General features: G+C 34.9%; 15 protein-coding genes, 1 tRNA gene and 6 pseudogenes. 14 read left to right on the forward strand and 8 right to left on the reverse strand.

The genetic code is table 11. The features are described 5' to 3' along the window. Nucleotides 1-76: 76 nt before the first annotated feature. Nucleotides 77-718 (reverse strand): protocatechuate 3,4-dioxygenase, encoded by a 642-nt coding sequence (locus OPR60_RS05705; protein WP_264703405.1) that lies wholly within the window; start codon nt 716-718, stop codon nt 77-79. 424 nt (nt 719-1,142) lie between these two features. Here OPR60_RS05705 and OPR60_RS05710 point away from each other — a divergent pair. Next, nucleotides 1,143-1,710, forward strand: a pseudogene (locus tag OPR60_RS05710) (DUF6444 domain-containing protein); the annotation flags it as partial. A gap of 61 nt (nt 1,711-1,771) precedes the next feature. On the opposite strand, the gene OPR60_RS05715 reads toward OPR60_RS05710, so the two are convergent. Both OPR60_RS05715 and OPR60_RS05720 read right to left on the reverse strand, forming a co-directional pair. Beyond that, nucleotides 1,772-2,584: a transposase gene (locus OPR60_RS05715; protein WP_265040287.1), complete on the reverse strand. Its 813-nt coding sequence runs from the start codon at nt 2,582-2,584 to the stop codon at nt 1,772-1,774. 101 nt (nt 2,585-2,685) lie between these two features. Beyond that, nucleotides 2,686-3,108 (reverse strand): annotated as a pseudogene (locus OPR60_RS05720) (helix-turn-helix domain-containing protein); the annotation flags it as partial. Between the two features lie 181 nt (nt 3,109-3,289). Between OPR60_RS05720 and OPR60_RS05725 the strand changes: the two are divergent. The 3 genes and pseudogenes from OPR60_RS05725 to OPR60_RS05735 all read left to right on the forward strand — a co-directional run. Further along, nucleotides 3,290-3,535: pseudogene (locus OPR60_RS05725) on the forward strand (IS4/Tn5 family transposase DNA-binding protein); the annotation flags it as partial. Between the two features lie 44 nt (nt 3,536-3,579). Next, nucleotides 3,580-4,332 carry an IS5 family transposase gene (locus OPR60_RS05730; RefSeq protein ID WP_265040046.1) on the forward strand — a complete coding sequence of 251 codons (753 nt, stop codon included), beginning with the start codon at nt 3,580-3,582 and terminating at the stop codon, nt 4,330-4,332. A gap of 19 nt (nt 4,333-4,351) precedes the next feature. Then, a pseudogene (locus OPR60_RS05735) lies at nt 4,352-4,901 on the forward strand (IS3 family transposase); the annotation flags it as partial. Nucleotides 4,902-4,962: 61 nt separating this feature from the next. Here the strand turns inward: OPR60_RS05735 and OPR60_RS05740 are convergent. Next, entirely contained in the window at nt 4,963-5,775 is an 813-nt protein-coding gene (locus tag OPR60_RS05740) for a transposase (protein ID WP_265040287.1), read from the reverse strand. Between the two features lie 76 nt (nt 5,776-5,851). Next, complete coding sequence (locus tag OPR60_RS05745; protein WP_265040212.1) at nt 5,852-6,403, reverse strand: reverse transcriptase N-terminal domain-containing protein; 552 nt, start codon at nt 6,401-6,403, stop codon at nt 5,852-5,854. 363 nt (nt 6,404-6,766) lie between these two features. Here OPR60_RS05745 and OPR60_RS05750 point away from each other — a divergent pair, with 363 nt between their 5' ends. From OPR60_RS05750 to OPR60_RS05785, 10 genes and pseudogenes are all read left to right on the forward strand, one after another. Next, the gene (locus tag OPR60_RS05750; RefSeq protein WP_265040287.1) at nt 6,767-7,579 is read left to right on the forward strand and encodes a transposase; all 813 of its coding nucleotides are present in this window, start codon (nt 6,767-6,769) and stop codon (nt 7,577-7,579) included. A 43-nt stretch (nt 7,580-7,622) separates the two neighbouring features. Then, nucleotides 7,623-7,763, forward strand: a pseudogene (locus OPR60_RS06910) (reverse transcriptase domain-containing protein); the annotation flags it as partial. Continuing rightward, entirely contained in the window at nt 7,726-8,370 is a 645-nt protein-coding gene (locus OPR60_RS05755; protein WP_265040214.1) for a reverse transcriptase/maturase family protein, read from the forward strand. The pseudogene OPR60_RS06910 and the gene OPR60_RS05755, both read left to right, overlap by 38 nt. A gap of 44 nt (nt 8,371-8,414) precedes the next feature. Further along, entirely contained in the window at nt 8,415-8,870 is a 456-nt protein-coding gene (locus OPR60_RS06915) for a group II intron maturase-specific domain-containing protein (protein WP_406829847.1), read from the forward strand. A 95-nt stretch (nt 8,871-8,965) separates the two neighbouring features. After that, nucleotides 8,966-9,277: pseudogene (locus OPR60_RS05760) on the forward strand (Rpn family recombination-promoting nuclease/putative transposase); the annotation flags it as partial. Between the two features lie 218 nt (nt 9,278-9,495). After that, on the forward strand, nt 9,496-10,422 hold the full coding sequence (locus tag OPR60_RS05765) for a hypothetical protein (protein ID WP_065094982.1): 927 nt from the start codon (nt 9,496-9,498) through the stop codon (nt 10,420-10,422). 63 nt (nt 10,423-10,485) lie between these two features. Then, a tRNA-Arg gene (locus OPR60_RS05770) sits at nt 10,486-10,563 on the forward strand. Between the two features lie 82 nt (nt 10,564-10,645). Further along, nucleotides 10,646-11,779: a molecular chaperone DnaJ gene (gene dnaJ / locus OPR60_RS05775; RefSeq protein WP_265040216.1), complete on the forward strand. Its 1,134-nt coding sequence runs from the start codon at nt 10,646-10,648 to the stop codon at nt 11,777-11,779. Between the two features lie 192 nt (nt 11,780-11,971). Next, nucleotides 11,972-13,606: a ribonuclease J gene (locus OPR60_RS05780; protein WP_265040217.1), complete on the forward strand. Its 1,635-nt coding sequence runs from the start codon at nt 11,972-11,974 to the stop codon at nt 13,604-13,606. Between the two features lie 5 nt (nt 13,607-13,611). Next, a complete protein-coding gene (locus OPR60_RS05785; RefSeq protein ID WP_265040218.1) occupies nt 13,612-14,874 on the forward strand; it encodes a Tol-Pal system protein TolB in 1,263 nt (420 codons plus the stop codon). Nucleotides 14,875-15,186: 312 nt separating this feature from the next. Here OPR60_RS05785 and gatC read toward each other — a convergent pair whose 3' ends face one another. From gatC to OPR60_RS05800, 3 genes are all read right to left on the reverse strand, one after another. Next, nucleotides 15,187-15,540 carry an Asp-tRNA(Asn)/Glu-tRNA(Gln) amidotransferase subunit GatC gene (gene gatC / locus OPR60_RS05790; RefSeq protein ID WP_265040220.1) on the reverse strand — a complete coding sequence of 118 codons (354 nt, stop codon included), beginning with the start codon at nt 15,538-15,540 and terminating at the stop codon, nt 15,187-15,189. Next, complete coding sequence (locus tag OPR60_RS05795) at nt 15,530-16,456, reverse strand: ribose-phosphate diphosphokinase (protein ID WP_265040223.1); 927 nt, start codon at nt 16,454-16,456, stop codon at nt 15,530-15,532. The genes gatC and OPR60_RS05795 overlap by 11 nt, the downstream gene beginning before the upstream one ends. 88 nt (nt 16,457-16,544) lie before the next feature. Continuing rightward, nucleotides 16,545-17,297 carry an IS5 family transposase gene (locus OPR60_RS05800; protein ID WP_265039632.1) on the reverse strand — a complete coding sequence of 251 codons (753 nt, stop codon included), beginning with the start codon at nt 17,295-17,297 and terminating at the stop codon, nt 16,545-16,547. Nucleotides 17,298-17,613: the final 316 nt, after the last annotated feature.

Consider the following 17,613-nt stretch of genomic DNA (forward strand, 5'->3'; position numbering starts at 1 on the left):
GTAAGATATTTTTCATATACATCCTAAGTACAATAACACTTAAGTTTACTATGGACTCCCTTACATGCAAGGTTTTTTATCTTTTATTAGAGAACTTATTATATCCGCCCAAGGTAATGTTAAACGTATAGGTTTTTATGACCTGATCACTGTAAGTAAATGGTGTTATGAGAAGGCTTGCAAGCCCATTACTAACAAAATCTCCAAGAACAGGATCAGCACAATTATCGCAATTATGGTCAGCAAAAAACATTTGCGTTGTGAATTCTGGAAAATCTGGATGTTGAACTAGAAAGTTGATATGTGGAGCTCTATCACCAATTTTACCAGGTGCTATCGTAATAAAATTATAATAGCCAAGATTATTCACTACAAACCTTCCTGATCCAGCAAAATTCGGATCATCCTCTATATTCTTATCGTAATGGTTCACGCCGCGTGAATTCGCGTGCCATATAGAAACTACAGCATTTTGTATTGGTAAACAGTTTATATCAGTAATTCTACCCACTATGTGTATTAATTCTCCTGTTGCACTATTTGGAGAACCAGGTTTCCTTCTTAAATTGTTTGAAGAGCTAAAATTTTTTGGCCTTGCATCAAGGTCATATATTTCCGGAGTTTCAATGCAGTTGAGCAAAACAGGATCAGCTGCAAATAGCGGCAAACTGAATACCATTTGTACTAAAAACGCTAATAAGATATTTTTCACATTCATTTTATTTATAATAGACTTCTTGCATAACCATATAACAAACTTTTATTGGAAATAGAAACGAAAAAACTTGCTTGACACCCTTCGCCAGCCCCTTATCATGAAACTGAAGGTATTCAGTTATCTTCATCTGTGCAGATTAAACAGCAAGAAAACAACGTAGTTGGCGTCTTATTTTTAATTTTTTGCACTATGTGCACCTTATGTCTTTATAAAATTTCTAGGTTTTTACCTAATATAAGCTGAAACGCGCTATTTAAAACATTAAAAAACGCCAACTTAAAAAATGGATAGTGAATAACTAGCTACCCTAGGGTTTCTTTTGCCTTTTTTTCTGTTTAGTAAATTGTATCCGTTCAGCGGAGTGGTAGAATAAGGTAGACAAAGCAAGATAATAAAGATAATCATAGAGCAAAAGTGAGGTAATGTGGTAAACCTTTTAGAACTCTGCAAAAATTTACAGCAAAAAATAGAAAAGTTGGAAGGGAGGATAGAAGAGTTAGAGGCAGAAAATAAGGCCTTGAGGATTGAGAACGCTGAGTTGAAAGAGAGGCTTGGTTTAAACTCGAAAAATTCATCTCTACCGAGCTCTAAAGAATTGTACAAAACAAAAAAGGACAAGCCAAAAAGCGAAAGGAATGTTGGCGATCAGGTTGGGCATAAAGGAAATTTTCATGCCACAATGGAAGCGGATAAAGTAGTAAAAATAGAGTTGCCTAATATTTGCGAATGCGGAGGAGAGCTTGTAATATGCGAAAAACCTTATGTGCACCAAAAAGTTGATCTTCCGGAAATTAGGCCTTATGTAGTAATTGGAACATGGTCGTTGTCGGAGATGCAGAAAAAGAAAAAGTAGCAAGTTACCAGAAGGTGTTACGCCAGATACATTTGGTCCAAGGGTTAAGTCTATAATTGCAGCACTCAGCGGATTTTACAAAAACTCAAAGCGTGAAGTGGCTAGTATCATAAATGACATTTTTAATTTGAACATAAGTAGACCTGCTGCGAATCAAGCGATAAAAAAAAGGAAAGGAGGGTGAATAAAATCAAGGTTAACTAAAAGGCGTGCTTAAGATTTACAATACCAGCAATAATATTGAACCTCAAGTTATATTTTTTCTGAAAATTGCGATAAACATTCGACATAATCTTAAATATCTTTATCTCTCGGATCTTATTTTCTACTCTCATTCTAAATGATGCTAACCTTCTATTATGCTCTTTCTGCTCTGGAGTTAATGGCTTTTTACGATACTTTTTATATGGAATTATAACATTGCTTTGCAATTTTTGCCAACCTTGATATCCAGAATCAGCATGTTTTATGCTATCAAGTGGTAAATATTTTTCTTGTTTCCTTATGCGAAAATCACTAATTCTACCACGGTATGACTTTGACACTGATAAAATTCTTCCTCCTTCTTCGATAATAATCTCAGTTTTCATAGTGTTGGTTCTTTTTTTTCCTGAATATGATTTCTTCCGTTTTTTACTATCTTCTGGCCTCTGTATTTGCTGTTCTGTAACATCAGCCAAAATCTTCAGTATTTTTTCTGGCGTCATACTTCTATCTTTTGTTATAGTCACTTTTTTGGCGAGTAATGGCTCTATTCTCTTAAGTAACCTACATACATTTGCGTTGTGCACATTGAATAGGCATCCTAAAAATCTATGTGTTATGTAAGTGCGATAGTACAAAATTACGCAAAACAACTTATCTTCCAGAGTTGGTAGTTTTGATCTTCTACCATGACACTTTTTCTGTTTTTCAAGTTTTTTCCATCCAGACCTCACTTTTTCTACTACTTTTTCGAACTCCTCTATACTTAAACCTGTTATATTACGAAAGTTTCTTGGGTGTTTTTTCATATTATAGTAACTAAAGCTCATTTTTTTTCCTTACTTGATCTGCTTATTCTTCTTCTACCCCTCTCACATCATTTTTTCAATCACCTTTTGCAGCAGGTCTCTGAATATGATTTCTTCCGTTTTTTACTATCTTCTGGCCTCTGTATTTGCTGTTCTGTAACATCAGCCAAAATCTTCAGTATTTTTTCTGGCGTCATACTTCTATCTTTTGTTATAGTCACTTTTTTGGCGAGTAATGGCTCTATTCTCTTAAGTAACCTACATACATTTGCGTTGTGCACATTGAATAGGCATCCTAAAAATCTATGTGTTATGTAAGTGCGATAGTACAAAATTACGCAAAACAACTTATCTTCCAGAGTTGGTAGTTTTGATCTTCTACCATGACACTTTTTCTGTTTTTCAAGTTTTTTCCATCCAGACCTCACTTTTTCTACTACTTTTTCGAACTCCTCTATACTTAAACCTGTTATATTACGAAAGTTTCTTGGGTGTTTTTTCATATTATAGTAACTAAAGCTCATTTTTTTTCCTTACTTGATCTGCTTATTCTTCTTCTACCCCTCTCACATCATTTTTTCAATCACCTTTTGCAGCAGGTCTAGTGTTGGCAGCATATCAAATCTTACTATTACCCACAAATATAAATGTACTTATAAATAAAGTATTACAATATTAGAGTTTGCAAATATTGAGGGTATAAAAATGGCAAACGAGAGTAATGAATGGGCTAAAAATGAATTTGGAGATGCTGTACTTGGAGATAAAAGATTAACTGACCGATTAGTAAATATTGCTGATAGTTTGATAAGTTTACCTGAAAGCTCAATTAATGAGGCATGCGGAAGTTGGTCAGAAGCAAAAGCAGCATATCGTTTTTTTCAAAATGAGAACGTAAAAGAAGTCGATATTCTAGGCTCTGTGGACAAAAAATATGAAAAGAGAGAAAAAGATGGTAGTTTAGCCTAATAGGTAAAAAATGGAGAAACTACCATATGCAATATTACATCAAAGAGGAAAATTGGAAACAAATTTTAGAGTTCATAAAAAGCGTAAAAGGAATGCACAGCAAAGATGAAAAACGTTTAAGAATATTCATAGAGGCAGTGTGGTACATAGTGCGAAGTGGTTGCCAATGGAGACTTTTACCAAAAACTTATGGTAATTACAGGAGTATACATAAGCGATTTAAAAGATGGTGTGAAAGAGATGTCTGGAAAAAATTGCTTGAATATACTAAACAAGAGCCTGATTTAGAAGTTGCTATAATCGACGGTACGATCATCCGAGCCCATCCACGTTCATCTGGATATACAAAAAACTCCAAGGATCAAGAAGCTTTAGGGAGGAGCAAAGGTGGCTTTACAACTAAAATACATGCGCTTGTCGATGCACTTGGAAATCCACTTAAATTTACTCTGACTCCTGGTCAAAGAAATGAAATTACGCAGGCACAAGTGTTGACCGAAAGTATCTATAACTCTACTGTAGTAGCTGACAAGGGCTACGATAGCAATGCCTTTGTTACAAGTCTTGAAGACAAGGGATGTACAGTAGTTATTCCGCCAAAACGGAATCGAAAAGTGCAAAGGTATTACGATGAGCATATCTACAAAGAACGTCATTTGATTGAGTGTTTTTTTGGTAAAATTAAAAATTTTAGGCGCATTTTTTCCAGATTTGATAAAACTGCTGAGGTTTTTATTGGTTTTCTCAATTTTGTTGGAGCTCTTGTATGGCTTCTCTAAAATTTTGTCCACAGAGCCTAGTGGCTACTATAAGTGGACTACAAGGAAAATAAGCAGTAGAGAATCAGCAAATAAAGAGTTATTAGCAGATATTCAAAAAATATATCAAGCTTCTAAATGTAGATATGGAGCTCCTAAAATTCATGCTGAATTAAAGGCTTTGGGTAAAAGTTGCAACTTAAAAACAGTGCAAAGTATTATGCAGAAAAATGGTATTCAGGCTATATTGAGAAGAAAATTTAAAATTAAGAAACAACAAACGGACAGTAGAGTCGTAGCTCCCAATATATTAGACCAAAACTTTATTGTCGATCAACCAAATAAAGTATGGGATTACTTATATAAAAACCAAAGAAGGATGGCTATATTTGGCAACAATAATCGATCTATATTCACGCATGGTAGTTGGCTGGTCAATGAGCAGTTCAATAAATAAACAATTGGTTATGGACTCTTTATTAATGGCCGTTAACAAGCGTAAACCTGCCAAAAATCTACTATTACATAGTGATCAAGGTTCACAATATACTTCGCAAGGTTATCAATATCTCTTATCCATAAAAAACATAAGACCTGCTGCGAATCAAGCGATAAAAAAAAGGAAAGGAGGGTGAATAAAATCAAGGTTAACTAAAAGGCGTGCTTAAGATTTACAATACCAGCAATAATATTGAACCTCAAGTTATATTTTTTCTGAAAATTGCGATAAACATTCGACATAATCTTAAATATCTTTATCTCTCGGATCTTATTTTCTACTCTCATTCTAAATGATGCTAACCTTCTATTATGCTCTTTCTGCTCTGGAGTTAATGGCTTTTTACGATACTTTTTATATGGAATTATAACATTGCTTTGCAATTTTTGCCAACCTTGATATCCAGAATCAGCATGTTTTATGCTATCAAGTGGTAAATATTTTTCTTGTTTCCTTATGCGAAAATCACTAATTCTACCACGGTATGACTTTGACACTGATAAAATTCTTCCTCCTTCTTCGATAATAATCTCAGTTTTCATAGTGTTGGTTCTTTTTTTTCCTGAATATGATTTCTTCCGTTTTTTACTATCTTCTGGCCTCTGTATTTGCTGTTCTGTAACATCAGCCAAAATCTTCAGTATTTTTTCTGGCGTCATACTTCTATCTTTTGTTATAGTCACTTTTTTGGCGAGTAATGGCTCTATTCTCTTAAGTAACCTACATACATTTGCGTTGTGCACATTGAATAGGCATCCTAAAAATCTATGTGTTATGTAAGTGCGATAGTACAAAATTACGCAAAACAACTTATCTTCCAGAGTTGGTAGTTTTGATCTTCTACCATGACACTTTTTCTGTTTTTCAAGTTTTTTCCATCCAGACCTCACTTTTTCTACTACTTTTTCGAACTCCTCTATACTTAAACCTGTTATATTACGAAAGTTTCTTGGGTGTTTTTTCATATTATAGTAACTAAAGCTCATTTTTTTTCCTTACTTGATCTGCTTATTCTTCTTCTACCCCTCTCACATCATTTTTTCAATCACCTTTTGCAGCAGGTCTATAAGTGTTTGGCTCAAGTTTTGCCTCCCATTCTGGTTCTAAAGCCATTTTTACAAGTGTTTGTTTTGCTCGACACGATATAGTAGGTATACCAAGCGGGCGATGCTCCGATGGCTTACCAGGTTTTGGGATCCAAACGCGTCTTGATGGCTTTGCTTTTTCTTTTATATCTAAAGAATATGATAGTTGTAATCTTTCTTTTTGATTAAGATTAGCCTTTCCATCAATACCTGCAGTCTTCTTCCCCCTATTGTCCTGTGTTACTTTCCTAACAGCGAGTGTTTTTGCACTTGTTGATTTAAGCAATAATTTTTGAAGATTATGCATCTTTTTGATATCATTACATTTAGAAGCTTGGTAAATTCGTTTTTGTAGCTTAAATGAAGATTTCTTCAGCTTTCGCCAAGGAATTCCATTCCATTCATACCTAGCTTTTTGCTGGTCCATAACATATTCACTACTATTCACCACTTTACCTTCCAAATTAAAGTGTTTACGTTTGCATATCCCAGATATTACTTTGGGCATTAGCTTCTTAAACAATCCTTCCACATAGCAGCTTGTGGTTGGCTACCTACTTATATTTTAATGAATATAAGAGCTTTTATGTGGTTACTCCGTTCCATGGCTTCGTTTCACGTTAAACTTAGATTCCTACTATTTGCCGGAAGCTGGGAACATCAATAACTAAAGTCTTCAATCTTTAGTTCCACTTTTGCTTCATACCGTTTTGGTCTATGCGTAATTCAACCTCCTTTCGCATACTATGCTTTGACGACAATTCAAACATAAGACCTGCTGCAAAAGGTGATTGAAAAAATGATGTGAGAGGGGTAGAAGAAGAATAAGCAGATCAAGTAAGGAAAAAAAATGAGCTTTAGTTACTATAATATGAAAAAACACCCAAGAAACTTTCGTAATATAACAGGTTTAAGTATAGAGGAGTTCGAAAAAGTAGTAGAAAAAGTGAGGTCTGGATGGAAAAAACTTGAAAAACAGAAAAAGTGTCATGGTAGAAGATCAAAACTACCAACTCTGGAAGATAAGTTGTTTTGCGTAATTTTGTACTATCGCACTTACATAACACATAGATTTTTAGGATGCCTATTCAATGTGCACAACGCAAATGTATGTAGGTTACTTAAGAGAATAGAGCCATTACTCGCCAAAAAAGTGACTATAACAAAAGATAGAAGTATGACGCCAGAAAAAATACTGAAGATTTTGGCTGATGTTACAGAACAGCAAATACAGAGGCCAGAAGATAGTAAAAAACGGAAGAAATCATATTCAGGAAAAAAAAGAACCAACACTATGAAAACTGAGATTATTATCGAAGAAGGAGGAAGAATTTTATCAGTGTCAAAGTCATACCGTGGTAGAATTAGTGATTTTCGCATAAGGAAACAAGAAAAATATTTACCACTTGATAGCATAAAACATGCTGATTCTGGATATCAAGGTTGGCAAAAATTGCAAAGCAATGTTATAATTCCATATAAAAAGTATCGTAAAAAGCCATTAACTCCAGAGCAGAAAGAGCATAATAGAAGGTTAGCATCATTTAGAATGAGAGTAGAAAATAAGATCCGAGAGATAAAGATATTTAAGATTATGTCGAATGTTTATCGCAATTTTCAGAAAAAATATAACTTGAGGTTCAATATTATTGCTGGTATTGTAAATCTTAAGCACGCCTTTTAGTTAACCTTGATTTTATTCACCCTCCTTTCCTTTTTTTTATCGCTTGATTCGCAGCAGGTCTTATGGTTTTAGACCTGGTAGATCATGTCATGATGCAATTGAAGCCAGATTTGATGTGCTAAAACAGAAAACAGCATATGTATTAGATGCTGATATTTCTGGATGTTTTGACAATATTAACCATAATAAACTGCTTGAAAACCACACCAACGTTAAAGAAAATCATAAGAAGATGGTTAAGGGCAGGCGTTATGGAAGATGGAAAGTTTCAATCCACAAAACGTGGTACAATTCAAGGAGGGACGATCTCACCGTTGCTAGCTTGTGTTGCATTACACGGATTAGAGCAACATATCAAAAAAGCATTAACAAACGAACTCTTTCAATGCATGAAAAGAAAATATGGTAGGATATCGCATAAAAACGCGCAAAAGTCTATTAGTGTAATTTTCTACTGTGATGATTTTGTCATCATACATGAAAATGAAGAGATTATTCTTAAAGCAAAAATTTTAGTTGAAGAATGGTTAGAAACCATTGGACTAAAATTAAAGCCCTCTAAAACAAGAGTTTCTCATACATTAAGAACCATTGACGAAACAAAACCAGGATTTGATTTTCTTGGATTTTCAATAAGACAATATTCAATAAAAGAAAGTAAAAAAGGTTACACATTATTAATAAAACCAAGTCGTAATTCTATAAAGCAGCATACATTTGCTATTAAACATAAACTTAGAGAAATGCGTGGGGCGCCACAGGAAGTAATAATAAGGAATCCAATCCAATAAACAGAGGATGGAGTCAATATTACTCTTCGGTAGTTTCATGTAAAATCTTTAGCTCATTGGATAATACTATACATAGAAAGCTCTGGAAGTGGGCAGTCTTTAGGCACCCAAACAAAGGGAAATGCTGGATAAAAAGAAAATACTTTAAAAAGTATAATAACGATAACTGGCGTTTTATGACAAGTAACAAGATACATCTTATTATACACAGCGATCATGTTATTAAACGACATATCAAAGTGCAAAAAACCAGATCTCCATATGATGGTGATTGGGTATATTGGGGTAAACGTCTGAGAAAAATACCAGATAAGCCATTAAGAGTAATAAAACTATTGAAGTTACAACAAAGTAAATGTGATAATTGTAGACTATGGTTTAAAAGTGATGATACAATAGAAATACATCACAAAGACCGGAATAGACGAAACAATATGATCAAAAACTTATCTTTGTTACATGGACATTGTCACGATGAATTACACAGGAGGTGTGCATGAAAAGCACCAAATTGGAGAGAAGCCGTATGAGGCGCAAAGTCTCACGTACGGTTTTGAAGTCGAGTGAGGAGGGGCGACCTTCTTCACTTAGACAACAATATGCAGATGAAACTACGGAAGAAGACTTAAGGAAAATAGCAGAAAAAGCACCAATAATAAAGTTAGCCTACGATGAATTAGACAGGTTTAGCTGGAATGAAAAAGATTTAGTAGCATATGAAGAAAGAATAATGGATCTACGTAAGGAAGAAGCCATTCTTGAATACAGACTTGAGGAAGGTATAGAGAAAGGAAAAATCGAAGTTGCAAAAAATTTACTTAAAGCTGGTGTATCTGTTAATTTAATAGCTGAATCCACTGGCCTTTCTCAAGCTGAAATTGTACAGCTTAAGCAAGAAGTGGCCTAAGTATCACGGTTTTCAGGGCTTTTTTAGCTCGGCAGTGGTCTGAAAAGTCCATTTTTCACTTTATAAAATGTTTATATTTTACCACCTACTTCATTTGAATAAGTTCTTCTGCCACACTCTGAACGGATACTTGAATCAGGCTCAAGTTGACAAGTAGATGTTATCTTGTTATAATAAGTAAGTATTTATTAATTTAATCTTAACTTAAGAGGGTATTTATGGTAGCAAGTGATAGTGTTTTAAAAAGGTATGCGTTAGCCTATATAAAGAAATCTGGTAGTAACAGTGATGTTAAAGAGTTTTTACAATTTTGTAATACGCAAAATACCACAAATTGGAGTGAGGAGAATTTTAAAAATGCGTATGAAAAATTTACACATCCAAATTCAAGCAATAGGCACGATACAGGAAGCAGAAATGATCAATATAACGCAGGGAATAACGCACAACCTACAGGCCCTCAGACTACACATATACATGTATACAATGATAGAGGTTTAGATTTTTGGGATTATTTACTACTTCGCAGCCTGTTTGGTGGTCATACTACAGTTATAAATAACCCTGGTTTCAGTAGTGGTAGCCATCAAAGCAGAGAAGATAAGAAAAAAGACTCAGAAGACAATAGAAAGTTATTAGCTTTAGGTATGGTAGCTGCAGTTGTGTGTGTTGCTTTCCATGCTGGTATGTGCTTTTGGTACAACAGCAGCAAAAAAGCGGCTAGAAAAGAAGAAAAAATAGATTATCTTGATAATAAACTTAAAACGTTCAGAAATATAGAATTTGCGGTTGGCGCTGTTTCTTTGGCAGCTTTGGTAGCTTGTGCTGTTTACCCAGTCTTACCAGTGTGGGGTTTAGTCATTCTTGGTATTAATTCTCTTGTGTGTTTTGCTGGTGGTTTAGCTTTTCATATGAAGCATGAGGAAGAATCAGAAAATATCGAGAAAGCTAAAGGAGCGGTAGATAGCTGTCTTAGACAAGGGCATGGTTATGGAGATTCTTCTCGTTATGATGCACCACCTCCTTACTTTTCTCAAGATCCTAATACTACTCCAACTGCTCCTCCTTGTAGTGAATTTGATAATTCTAATGCGAAACGGCAGTTTGAGAATTGTGAGGGGTTCACGTATGATAGAAATAAATAGTTTTATTTTTAGCCAAATTAATTGAATCAAGCCACAAAATCTGCTAAAGTTAACTTTATGAAAGCACCCTTAGCTCAGTTGGATTAGAGCATTTGACTACGGATCAAAAGGTCGGGCGTTCAAGTCGCTCAGGGTGCACCACATTTTATAGGAAGCAGAAGTCACACTTGAAATTAATATATGCAATACCTATCTTTAAAGGTTAAGCACTAAACTATTATATATGAGCAAAAAAGACTACTATGAGCTACTGGAAGTAGGCAGAAATGCCAGTATTGATGAGATAAAAAAAGCGTATAAAAAATTAGCGTTAAAATATCATCCTGATAGAAATCCTGGCAATCAAGAAGCAGAGGAAAAATTTAAAGAAGTAACAGCTGCATATGAAGTTCTATCTGACTCTGAGAAAAGGGCAGGCTATGACCGTTATGGCCACGAAGGTGCTTCTGGTGGATTTCAAGGCTTTAGCTCTGCAGGAAATTTTAGCAACATATTCAATGACTTCTTTGGTGGAGGATTCGGTGGTGGTGCAAGTAGATCGAGAGCAAAAAGAAGTACAACAGGAGTATCTGGAGCAGACCTACGTTATGATCTTGAAATTACCTTAGAAGATGCATTTAAAGGAATACAAGCGCCTATACATTATGTAACAAATGTAAAATGTGATACATGCCAAGGCACAGGTGGCGAAGGAGCAATTAAACCAGTTCAGTGCCACACATGCCAGGGAAGCGGTAGGATTAGAACTCAACAAGGCTTTTTTACCATCGAAAGAACATGTACTACATGCTATGGGGAAGGAGAAATAATACAAAACAAATGTAAGAAATGTGGTGGAAGTGGACGTAGAAGAGATGAAGTAAATATATCCGTTTCAATTCCAAAAGGCATAGAAGAAGGAGCTAAGGTAAGGATAAGTGGTAAAGGAGAAGCTGGAACAAAAGGTGGAAAAAGTGGAGATTTATACGTATACGTGAAAATAATTTTTCATAAAATCTTTGCTAGAAATAAAGCAGATTTACACTGTAAAGTGCCTATAAGAATGACACTAGCAGTGCTTGGTGGTGAAATCGATATTCAATCAATTGATGGAGCTAAAATAAAAGTAAAGGTCCCTGAAGGCACTCAAACTGGTACCAAACTACGTTGTAGGGAAAAGGGTATGCCATATATGAACTCACATGCTCGTGGTGATTTATACGTACAGGTAATAGTTGAGACTTTAAATCCAAAAAATTTAACTAAAAAGCAAATTGAACTATTAAAAGCGCTTGAAGAAGAGGAAAATGCAAGTGTACAACAGCAACCTGAAGGGTTTTTTAGTAAAGTAAAAAAAAATAAGAAATCTGCTAAATGACATAAAGGGGTAACTGTTTACGGGTTTTCATTTAATCCTGCAATTCTTTGACCTTATTAATGGAAAACTTAACAATAGTGTTATTATTAGCCAACAGAAACTTCTTAGTTCCTTAAAACTATGTAAAAGCAATAAATTTCTTTATTTAAGGTCGAAGTTTTGCTATTCTCAGGTTTTAATAATTTAAATTTAATGAATATAAACAAAAATGAGTTTTTATTTCTTCCGCTTGGGGGAGTAGGAAGAATCGGGATGAATGTTAGCCTATATCATTACCAAGGTAAGTGGATTATGATCGACCTTGGTGTTGGTTTTGCAGATGAAACTATGCCAGGTGTTGAGCTGCTCATTGCTGATATAGATTTTATTGCTCAAAGAAAAAAAGATTTACTTGGAATAATAATTACACATGCACATGAGGACCACTGCGGTGCAGTGCCCCACTTGTGGGAAGAGTTGCAGTGCTCCATATATACAACAAAGTTTACGGTTAATTTTCTTAAAGAGAAACTAAAAGAATTTCGATTGGAAGGTATAGTGCCTGTGAAAGAGGTAGACATAAATGGCAGCATAAATTTGGGTCCTTTTACCGTCGAGTTTATAAATGTAACTCATTCAATTCCTGAGGCAAATTCAATATTAATTAGCACTGAAATGGGTAGTGCACTCCATACCGGAGACTGGAAATTTGATCCAAAACCTGTTGTTGGATTAACTTCTAATATGGAGTGTCTAAAAGAAATTGGCGATAAAGGTGACCTGCTTGCAGCAATTTGCGATTCAACCAATATATTAAGCAAGCATCACCCTGAGTCAGAAGGTGAAATTTATAATAATATTTATAACATAATAAAGCGGTCTAAAAAATTAGTTGCTGTTTCGCTATTTGCTTCAAATGTGGCACGAATTGAAACGATAAGCCAAGCTGCAAAAGCACTAAATAGAAAAGTAGTTTTACTTGGTAGATCTTTATGGAGAATAGTGAAAGTTGCGCAAGATAGTGGTTATTTAACTGATTCTCCTCAGTTTCTTGAAGCAAAGGAAGCAGTAAATTTTCCAAGGGAAGAACTGGTGCTACTTTGCACAGGTTGTCAAGGTGAGCCACTGGCAGCTACCGCAAGACTTGCTGCTAAGAGTCATCAAGCATTTAAAATGCAGCAAGGTGATACCATGATCCTTTCGTCAAAAATCATTCCTGGAAATGAAACTCGTGCGCACAATATGCTCAATGCCTTTATTGAGATGGGGGTAGAAGTTATTACTGAAAAAACAGAGCATGTTCATGCTTCTGGGCATCCAACAAGAGAAGAGCTAAAGGAAATGTATTCTTTAATAAAACCGAAGATGTCTATTCCAGTTCACGGCGAATATATTCACACGCATGCACATGTAAAATTTGCTAAAGAGTGCGGTGTGGCAAAAGCAATAATGATTGCACCAGGTGATATTGTTAATTTGGAGAACGGAGAAAAGGTTGATTCAATTGATGTTGACTACTTTGGTATTGATGGTATGTTGCTACGTCATCCGGAGAGCAGTGTTATAAAAATGCGTAAAAGAATGAGAGATGCCGGAGTTATTGTGGTAACAGCAGTTGTAAACAAGAAAAATAAATTGCTTGCTAAACCAAAAGTATTTGTACCTGGTGTTTTTGAAGTGCTAGAAGATGCAGCTACCATACAGAAAATTGTCAAGAAAGTTGAGTCGTTGTTTAGTTTGCAGCCAACAAAAAAAATTAAAAATAAGATTGAAAGTTCAATATTGAGTATCTTAAAGGAATATTTACTAAAAAGACCTATAATTGAGGTTCAGATAGAACAGGTATGAAATGAATGAAGCTATTCGTTCATCTGGTGTTATTTATTTCGTTATTTATTCCTTATTTTACAAAAGCTGCTTTATATGTTGATATAAAAAAAAGCAGTGTTGGTAACATTGGTCTTGTTGTATCTAAATGTACATGTAAAACAGCGTTGGAAAGCGAATTAAGCGAAAATATTGCAAAGGTAATAAGAACAAATTTATCTAATTGTGGCTTATTTAATGTAAAACGTGGCGCGGAAGCTGAATCTAAATCTTGGAAAAGCGATACTGTAGTCACAGTAAGTTTAAGCGAAATATCTGGTAGTGCATTAGAGCTATCATTTCGTTTATTTGACACTTTTACAAAAAGAGAATTACTTACTCAGTCAGTTGTTTTTCCAGCAAAAGACTGGAGAAAAATTGGTCACCTCGTTTCGGATGTGATACATGATAGATTAATTGGTGAGAAAGGGCACTTCAACACAAAAATCACGTATATCGCTGAAGAAAAAGATAGCAACTACAAATCTGTGCGTAAAATTGTTGTGATGAATCAAGATGGAAGTAATATAAAATACTTAACAAATGGCGATAGATTTGTGTCAACACCGAGATTCTCACCAAATGGAAAGGGTATTGTTTATATCTCGTACGCAAATGGTAAAAGTTATATAATATTAAAAAATTTAAAAGATAACACTGAATCAATAATCAGCGCATTTGAAGGAGTTGTTTCTGCACCAAGATTTTCTCCCGATGGTAAATCTCTTTTAATTTCCCACTCATTGGGTGGTGAAACGAATATATTATCTTTGGATTTAAGTAGTAAACGAACAAAAAAAATTACTAAAGGTTCAGCTATAAGCACTTCTCCCTCTTTTTCTCCAGATCAAAAGTATATGGCTTTTAGTTCTGATATAAGTGGGAGTCAGCAACTGTACGTTATCGATTTTACTAACAAAAGTAAAAAACCTAAAAGAATTAGTTTTGGAAGTGGAAGATATGCTACGCCTGTTTGGTCGCCAAAAGGAGATCTAATAGCTTTTACAAAGATTCAGTCAGGAAAATTTTACATAGGAGTTATGAAGCCAGATGGCAAAGAAGAACGTCTGCTTTCAGAGGGGCATAAAATTGAATCCCCGGCATGGTTACCAAATGGTAGAGAAATCATTTTTACAAGAACAGAATCACCAAGCAACTCTAAACTATATTTAGTAGACTTAGTAAAGAAAAATCAAAAAATGGTTTCCACTCCCACAAATGCTTCTTTACCGGATTGGTCTTATTTTTGAAAGTAGATTTATTGTATCTGTTCAGATGCATGGCTAATGTACAAATACTGAAACAAAAATTCCAGTGCTCCCTTTCTTGTCATCCCAGTGCTTGACACTGGGATCCAGATTGGGCACTAAGTTGGTAAACACGAAAGCGGTTAATCCTCTACAACGTTTTTGATGGAACTGTGCAAAAGGACTGGATTCCAGTGTCAAGCACTGGAATGACACCCATTTGTTCCTATAGTTGTCTTTTCTCGTCTACCTTATTTTGCCACTCTGCTGAACAGATACGATCTATTATAGGTTTGATATGAGCCTTATTTTACCTTAATCATTTATAACCTTTGGCACTACGAAATACCCATGCTCAGGTTTTGTATTGGACAATATCTCTTCTTTAATGTTTTGAGAATTTATAACATCATCGCGTACATGAATGTCCTTGTCTATGCTGCCATAACGCATAGGAGAAACACCTTCAGTATTAACTTGCAATAAAGTATCATGTATCCAATCCAGCATTGTCAGTTCTTTGGAGTAGTGATCAATCTCGTCATTTGATAACTTAATCCTTACAAGCTGTGCAATTTTAAGCATTTCTTCTTTGGTAATTATTATTTTTCTCTTATTTGCAAATTCTATTAGTGAAGTAATAACGTCTTCTGTTGACTTAGCTGGCATCTTTACCTCCTTGGATAAAGTGAGTTAAAATATCTACGACCGAAACAACTTCTATTTTACCAGTTTTTTCAAGTTTGTGAAGTATGGTATCCGTAATCACTAATTTATCTAAAGAAGAGGAAGAGATTTTCTCAACTGCACTTCCTGAAAGCACGCCATGTGTGATGCATGAAATTACGGACTTTGCTCCGTGGCCTTTTAAAGCAAGAGCTGCATTACACAATGTTCCACCAGAGTCAACTATATCATCAACAATGACACAATTTTTATTCGCAACTTCTCCTATTATGTTCATTACTTGAGATGTGCCTGCTCTCTCCCTATATTTATCTACTACAATAATCTTATCACTTAACCCTATCTTGTACTTTTCCTCTAAAGTCTTTGCAAAAGCACGTGCTCTGCCAATTGCTCCAACATCAGGTGCAACAATTGCCAAATTTTCTGTGTGTATAGAGTCAACAAATGCTTCAAAGCAGTTCAAATTAGTTATCGGTACATCAAAGAATCCTTCAATTTGACTTGAGTGCAAATCAATAACTGCAACACTACTTGCACCTGCAGTTTGAATAAGATTTGCAACTAATTTGGCACTTAAAGCAGACTGCACATTATTGTTCTTGATAATTCTATCTTGCCTGCTATATCCATAATAAGGGATAATTACTACTATCCTTTTGGCTCCTAATCTATTTACTGCATCAATTATAAGCAGAAGCTCCATAAGATTATCATTCACAGGGGGAGAAAGAGATTGTATTATATATACTTCTTGATTATACAGATCATTTGCTACTTCTACATTTACCTCACCATCGGTAAACTTTGATATCCAAGCAGAGGATGGTTGAACATCTAGCCGGTTAACTACTGATTCCCCTAATTCCTTACTAGCATTACCTATTATTATTTTCATAACGTACTAATTGAGTTTTTAAGATTATACAGAAATTGTGAAATAATTGAAATGTAAGTGTCTTTATCTAGGCTCTGTGGACAAAATTTTAGAGAAGCCATACAAGAGCTCCAACAAAATTGAGAAAACCAATAAAAACCTCAGCAGTTTTATCAAATCTGGAAAAAATGCGCCTAAAATTTTTAATTTTACCAAAAAAACACTCAATCAAATGACGTTCTTTGTAGATATGCTCATCGTAATACCTTTGCACTTTTCGATTCCGTTTTGGCGGAATAACTACTGTACATCCCTTGTCTTCAAGACTTGTAACAAAGGCATTGCTATCATAGCCCTTGTCAGCTACTACAGTAGAGTTATAGATACTTTCGGTCAACACTTGTGCCTGCGTAATTTCATTTCTTTGACCAGGAGTCAGAGTAAATTTAAGTGGATTTCCAAGTGCATCGACAAGCGCATGTATTTTAGTTGTAAAGCCACCTTTGCTCCTCCCTAAAGCTTCTTGATCCTTGGAGTTTTTTGTATATCCAGATGAACATGGATGGGCTCGGATGATCGTACCGTCGATTATAGCAACTTCTAAATCAGGCTCTTGTTTAGTATATTCAAGCAATTTTTTCCAGACATCTCTTTCACACCATCTTTTAAATCGCTTATGTATACTCCTGTAATTACCATAAGTTTTTGGTAAAAGTCTCCATTGGCAACCACTTCGCACTATGTACCACACTGCCTCTATGAATATTCTTAAACGTTTTTCATCTTTGCTGTGCATTCCTTTTACGCTTTTTATGAACTCTAAAATTTGTTTCCAATTTTCCTCTTTGATGTAATATTGCATATGGTAGTTTCTCCATTTTTTACCTATTAGGCTAAACTACCATCTTTTTCTCTCTTTTCATATTTTTTGTCCACAGAGCCTAGATCCCGCTAACAAGTAGCGGGATGACGATTGTCGTTTAGCCATAAATATTTAAGAAATTTACCAAATAAAAAAAAAGGCAAAAGAAGCCCTGGGGTTATTATCTGCTTTAAAATATTGGCGTTTTTTATGTTTTAAACGCTTGACAAGCAAGATTTAGCTGCTTTTAATTGCAACTAACTTACGCTGCAAATGTTTAAGAAGTTTACTAAGCAGAAAAAAAGACAAAGAATCC

It is taken from the genome of Wolbachia endosymbiont (group A) of Trypoxylon clavicerum, assembly GCF_947251665.1.
Classification (GTDB): domain Bacteria; phylum Pseudomonadota; class Alphaproteobacteria; order Rickettsiales; family Anaplasmataceae; genus Wolbachia; species Wolbachia pipientis.

Excerpts from the sequence above, each read along its gene's own strand:
- OPR60_RS05705 (WP_264703405.1), bottom strand. The coding sequence starts at position 718 with ATGAATGTGAAAAATATCTTATTAGCGTTTTTAGTACAAATGGTATTC.
- OPR60_RS05715 (WP_265040287.1), bottom strand. The coding sequence starts at position 2,584 with ATGAAAAAACACCCAAGAAACTTTCGTAATATAACAGGTTTAAGTATA.
- OPR60_RS05730 (WP_265040046.1), top strand. The coding sequence starts at position 3,580 with ATGCAATATTACATCAAAGAGGAAAATTGGAAACAAATTTTAGAGTTC.
- OPR60_RS05740 (WP_265040287.1), bottom strand. The coding sequence starts at position 5,775 with ATGAAAAAACACCCAAGAAACTTTCGTAATATAACAGGTTTAAGTATA.
- OPR60_RS05745 (WP_265040212.1), bottom strand. The coding sequence starts at position 6,403 with ATGCCCAAAGTAATATCTGGGATATGCAAACGTAAACACTTTAATTTG.
- OPR60_RS05750 (WP_265040287.1), top strand. The coding sequence starts at position 6,767 with ATGAAAAAACACCCAAGAAACTTTCGTAATATAACAGGTTTAAGTATA.
- OPR60_RS05755 (WP_265040214.1), top strand. The coding sequence starts at position 7,726 with ATGCTGATATTTCTGGATGTTTTGACAATATTAACCATAATAAACTGC.
- OPR60_RS05765 (WP_065094982.1), top strand. The coding sequence starts at position 9,496 with ATGGTAGCAAGTGATAGTGTTTTAAAAAGGTATGCGTTAGCCTATATA.
- dnaJ (WP_265040216.1), top strand. The coding sequence starts at position 10,646 with ATGAGCAAAAAAGACTACTATGAGCTACTGGAAGTAGGCAGAAATGCC.
- OPR60_RS05780 (WP_265040217.1), top strand. The coding sequence starts at position 11,972 with ATGAATATAAACAAAAATGAGTTTTTATTTCTTCCGCTTGGGGGAGTA.
- OPR60_RS05785 (WP_265040218.1), top strand. The coding sequence starts at position 13,612 with ATGAAGCTATTCGTTCATCTGGTGTTATTTATTTCGTTATTTATTCCT.
- gatC (WP_265040220.1), bottom strand. The coding sequence starts at position 15,540 with ATGCCAGCTAAGTCAACAGAAGACGTTATTACTTCACTAATAGAATTT.
- OPR60_RS05795 (WP_265040223.1), bottom strand. The coding sequence starts at position 16,456 with ATGAAAATAATAATAGGTAATGCTAGTAAGGAATTAGGGGAATCAGTA.
- OPR60_RS05800 (WP_265039632.1), bottom strand. The coding sequence starts at position 17,297 with ATGCAATATTACATCAAAGAGGAAAATTGGAAACAAATTTTAGAGTTC.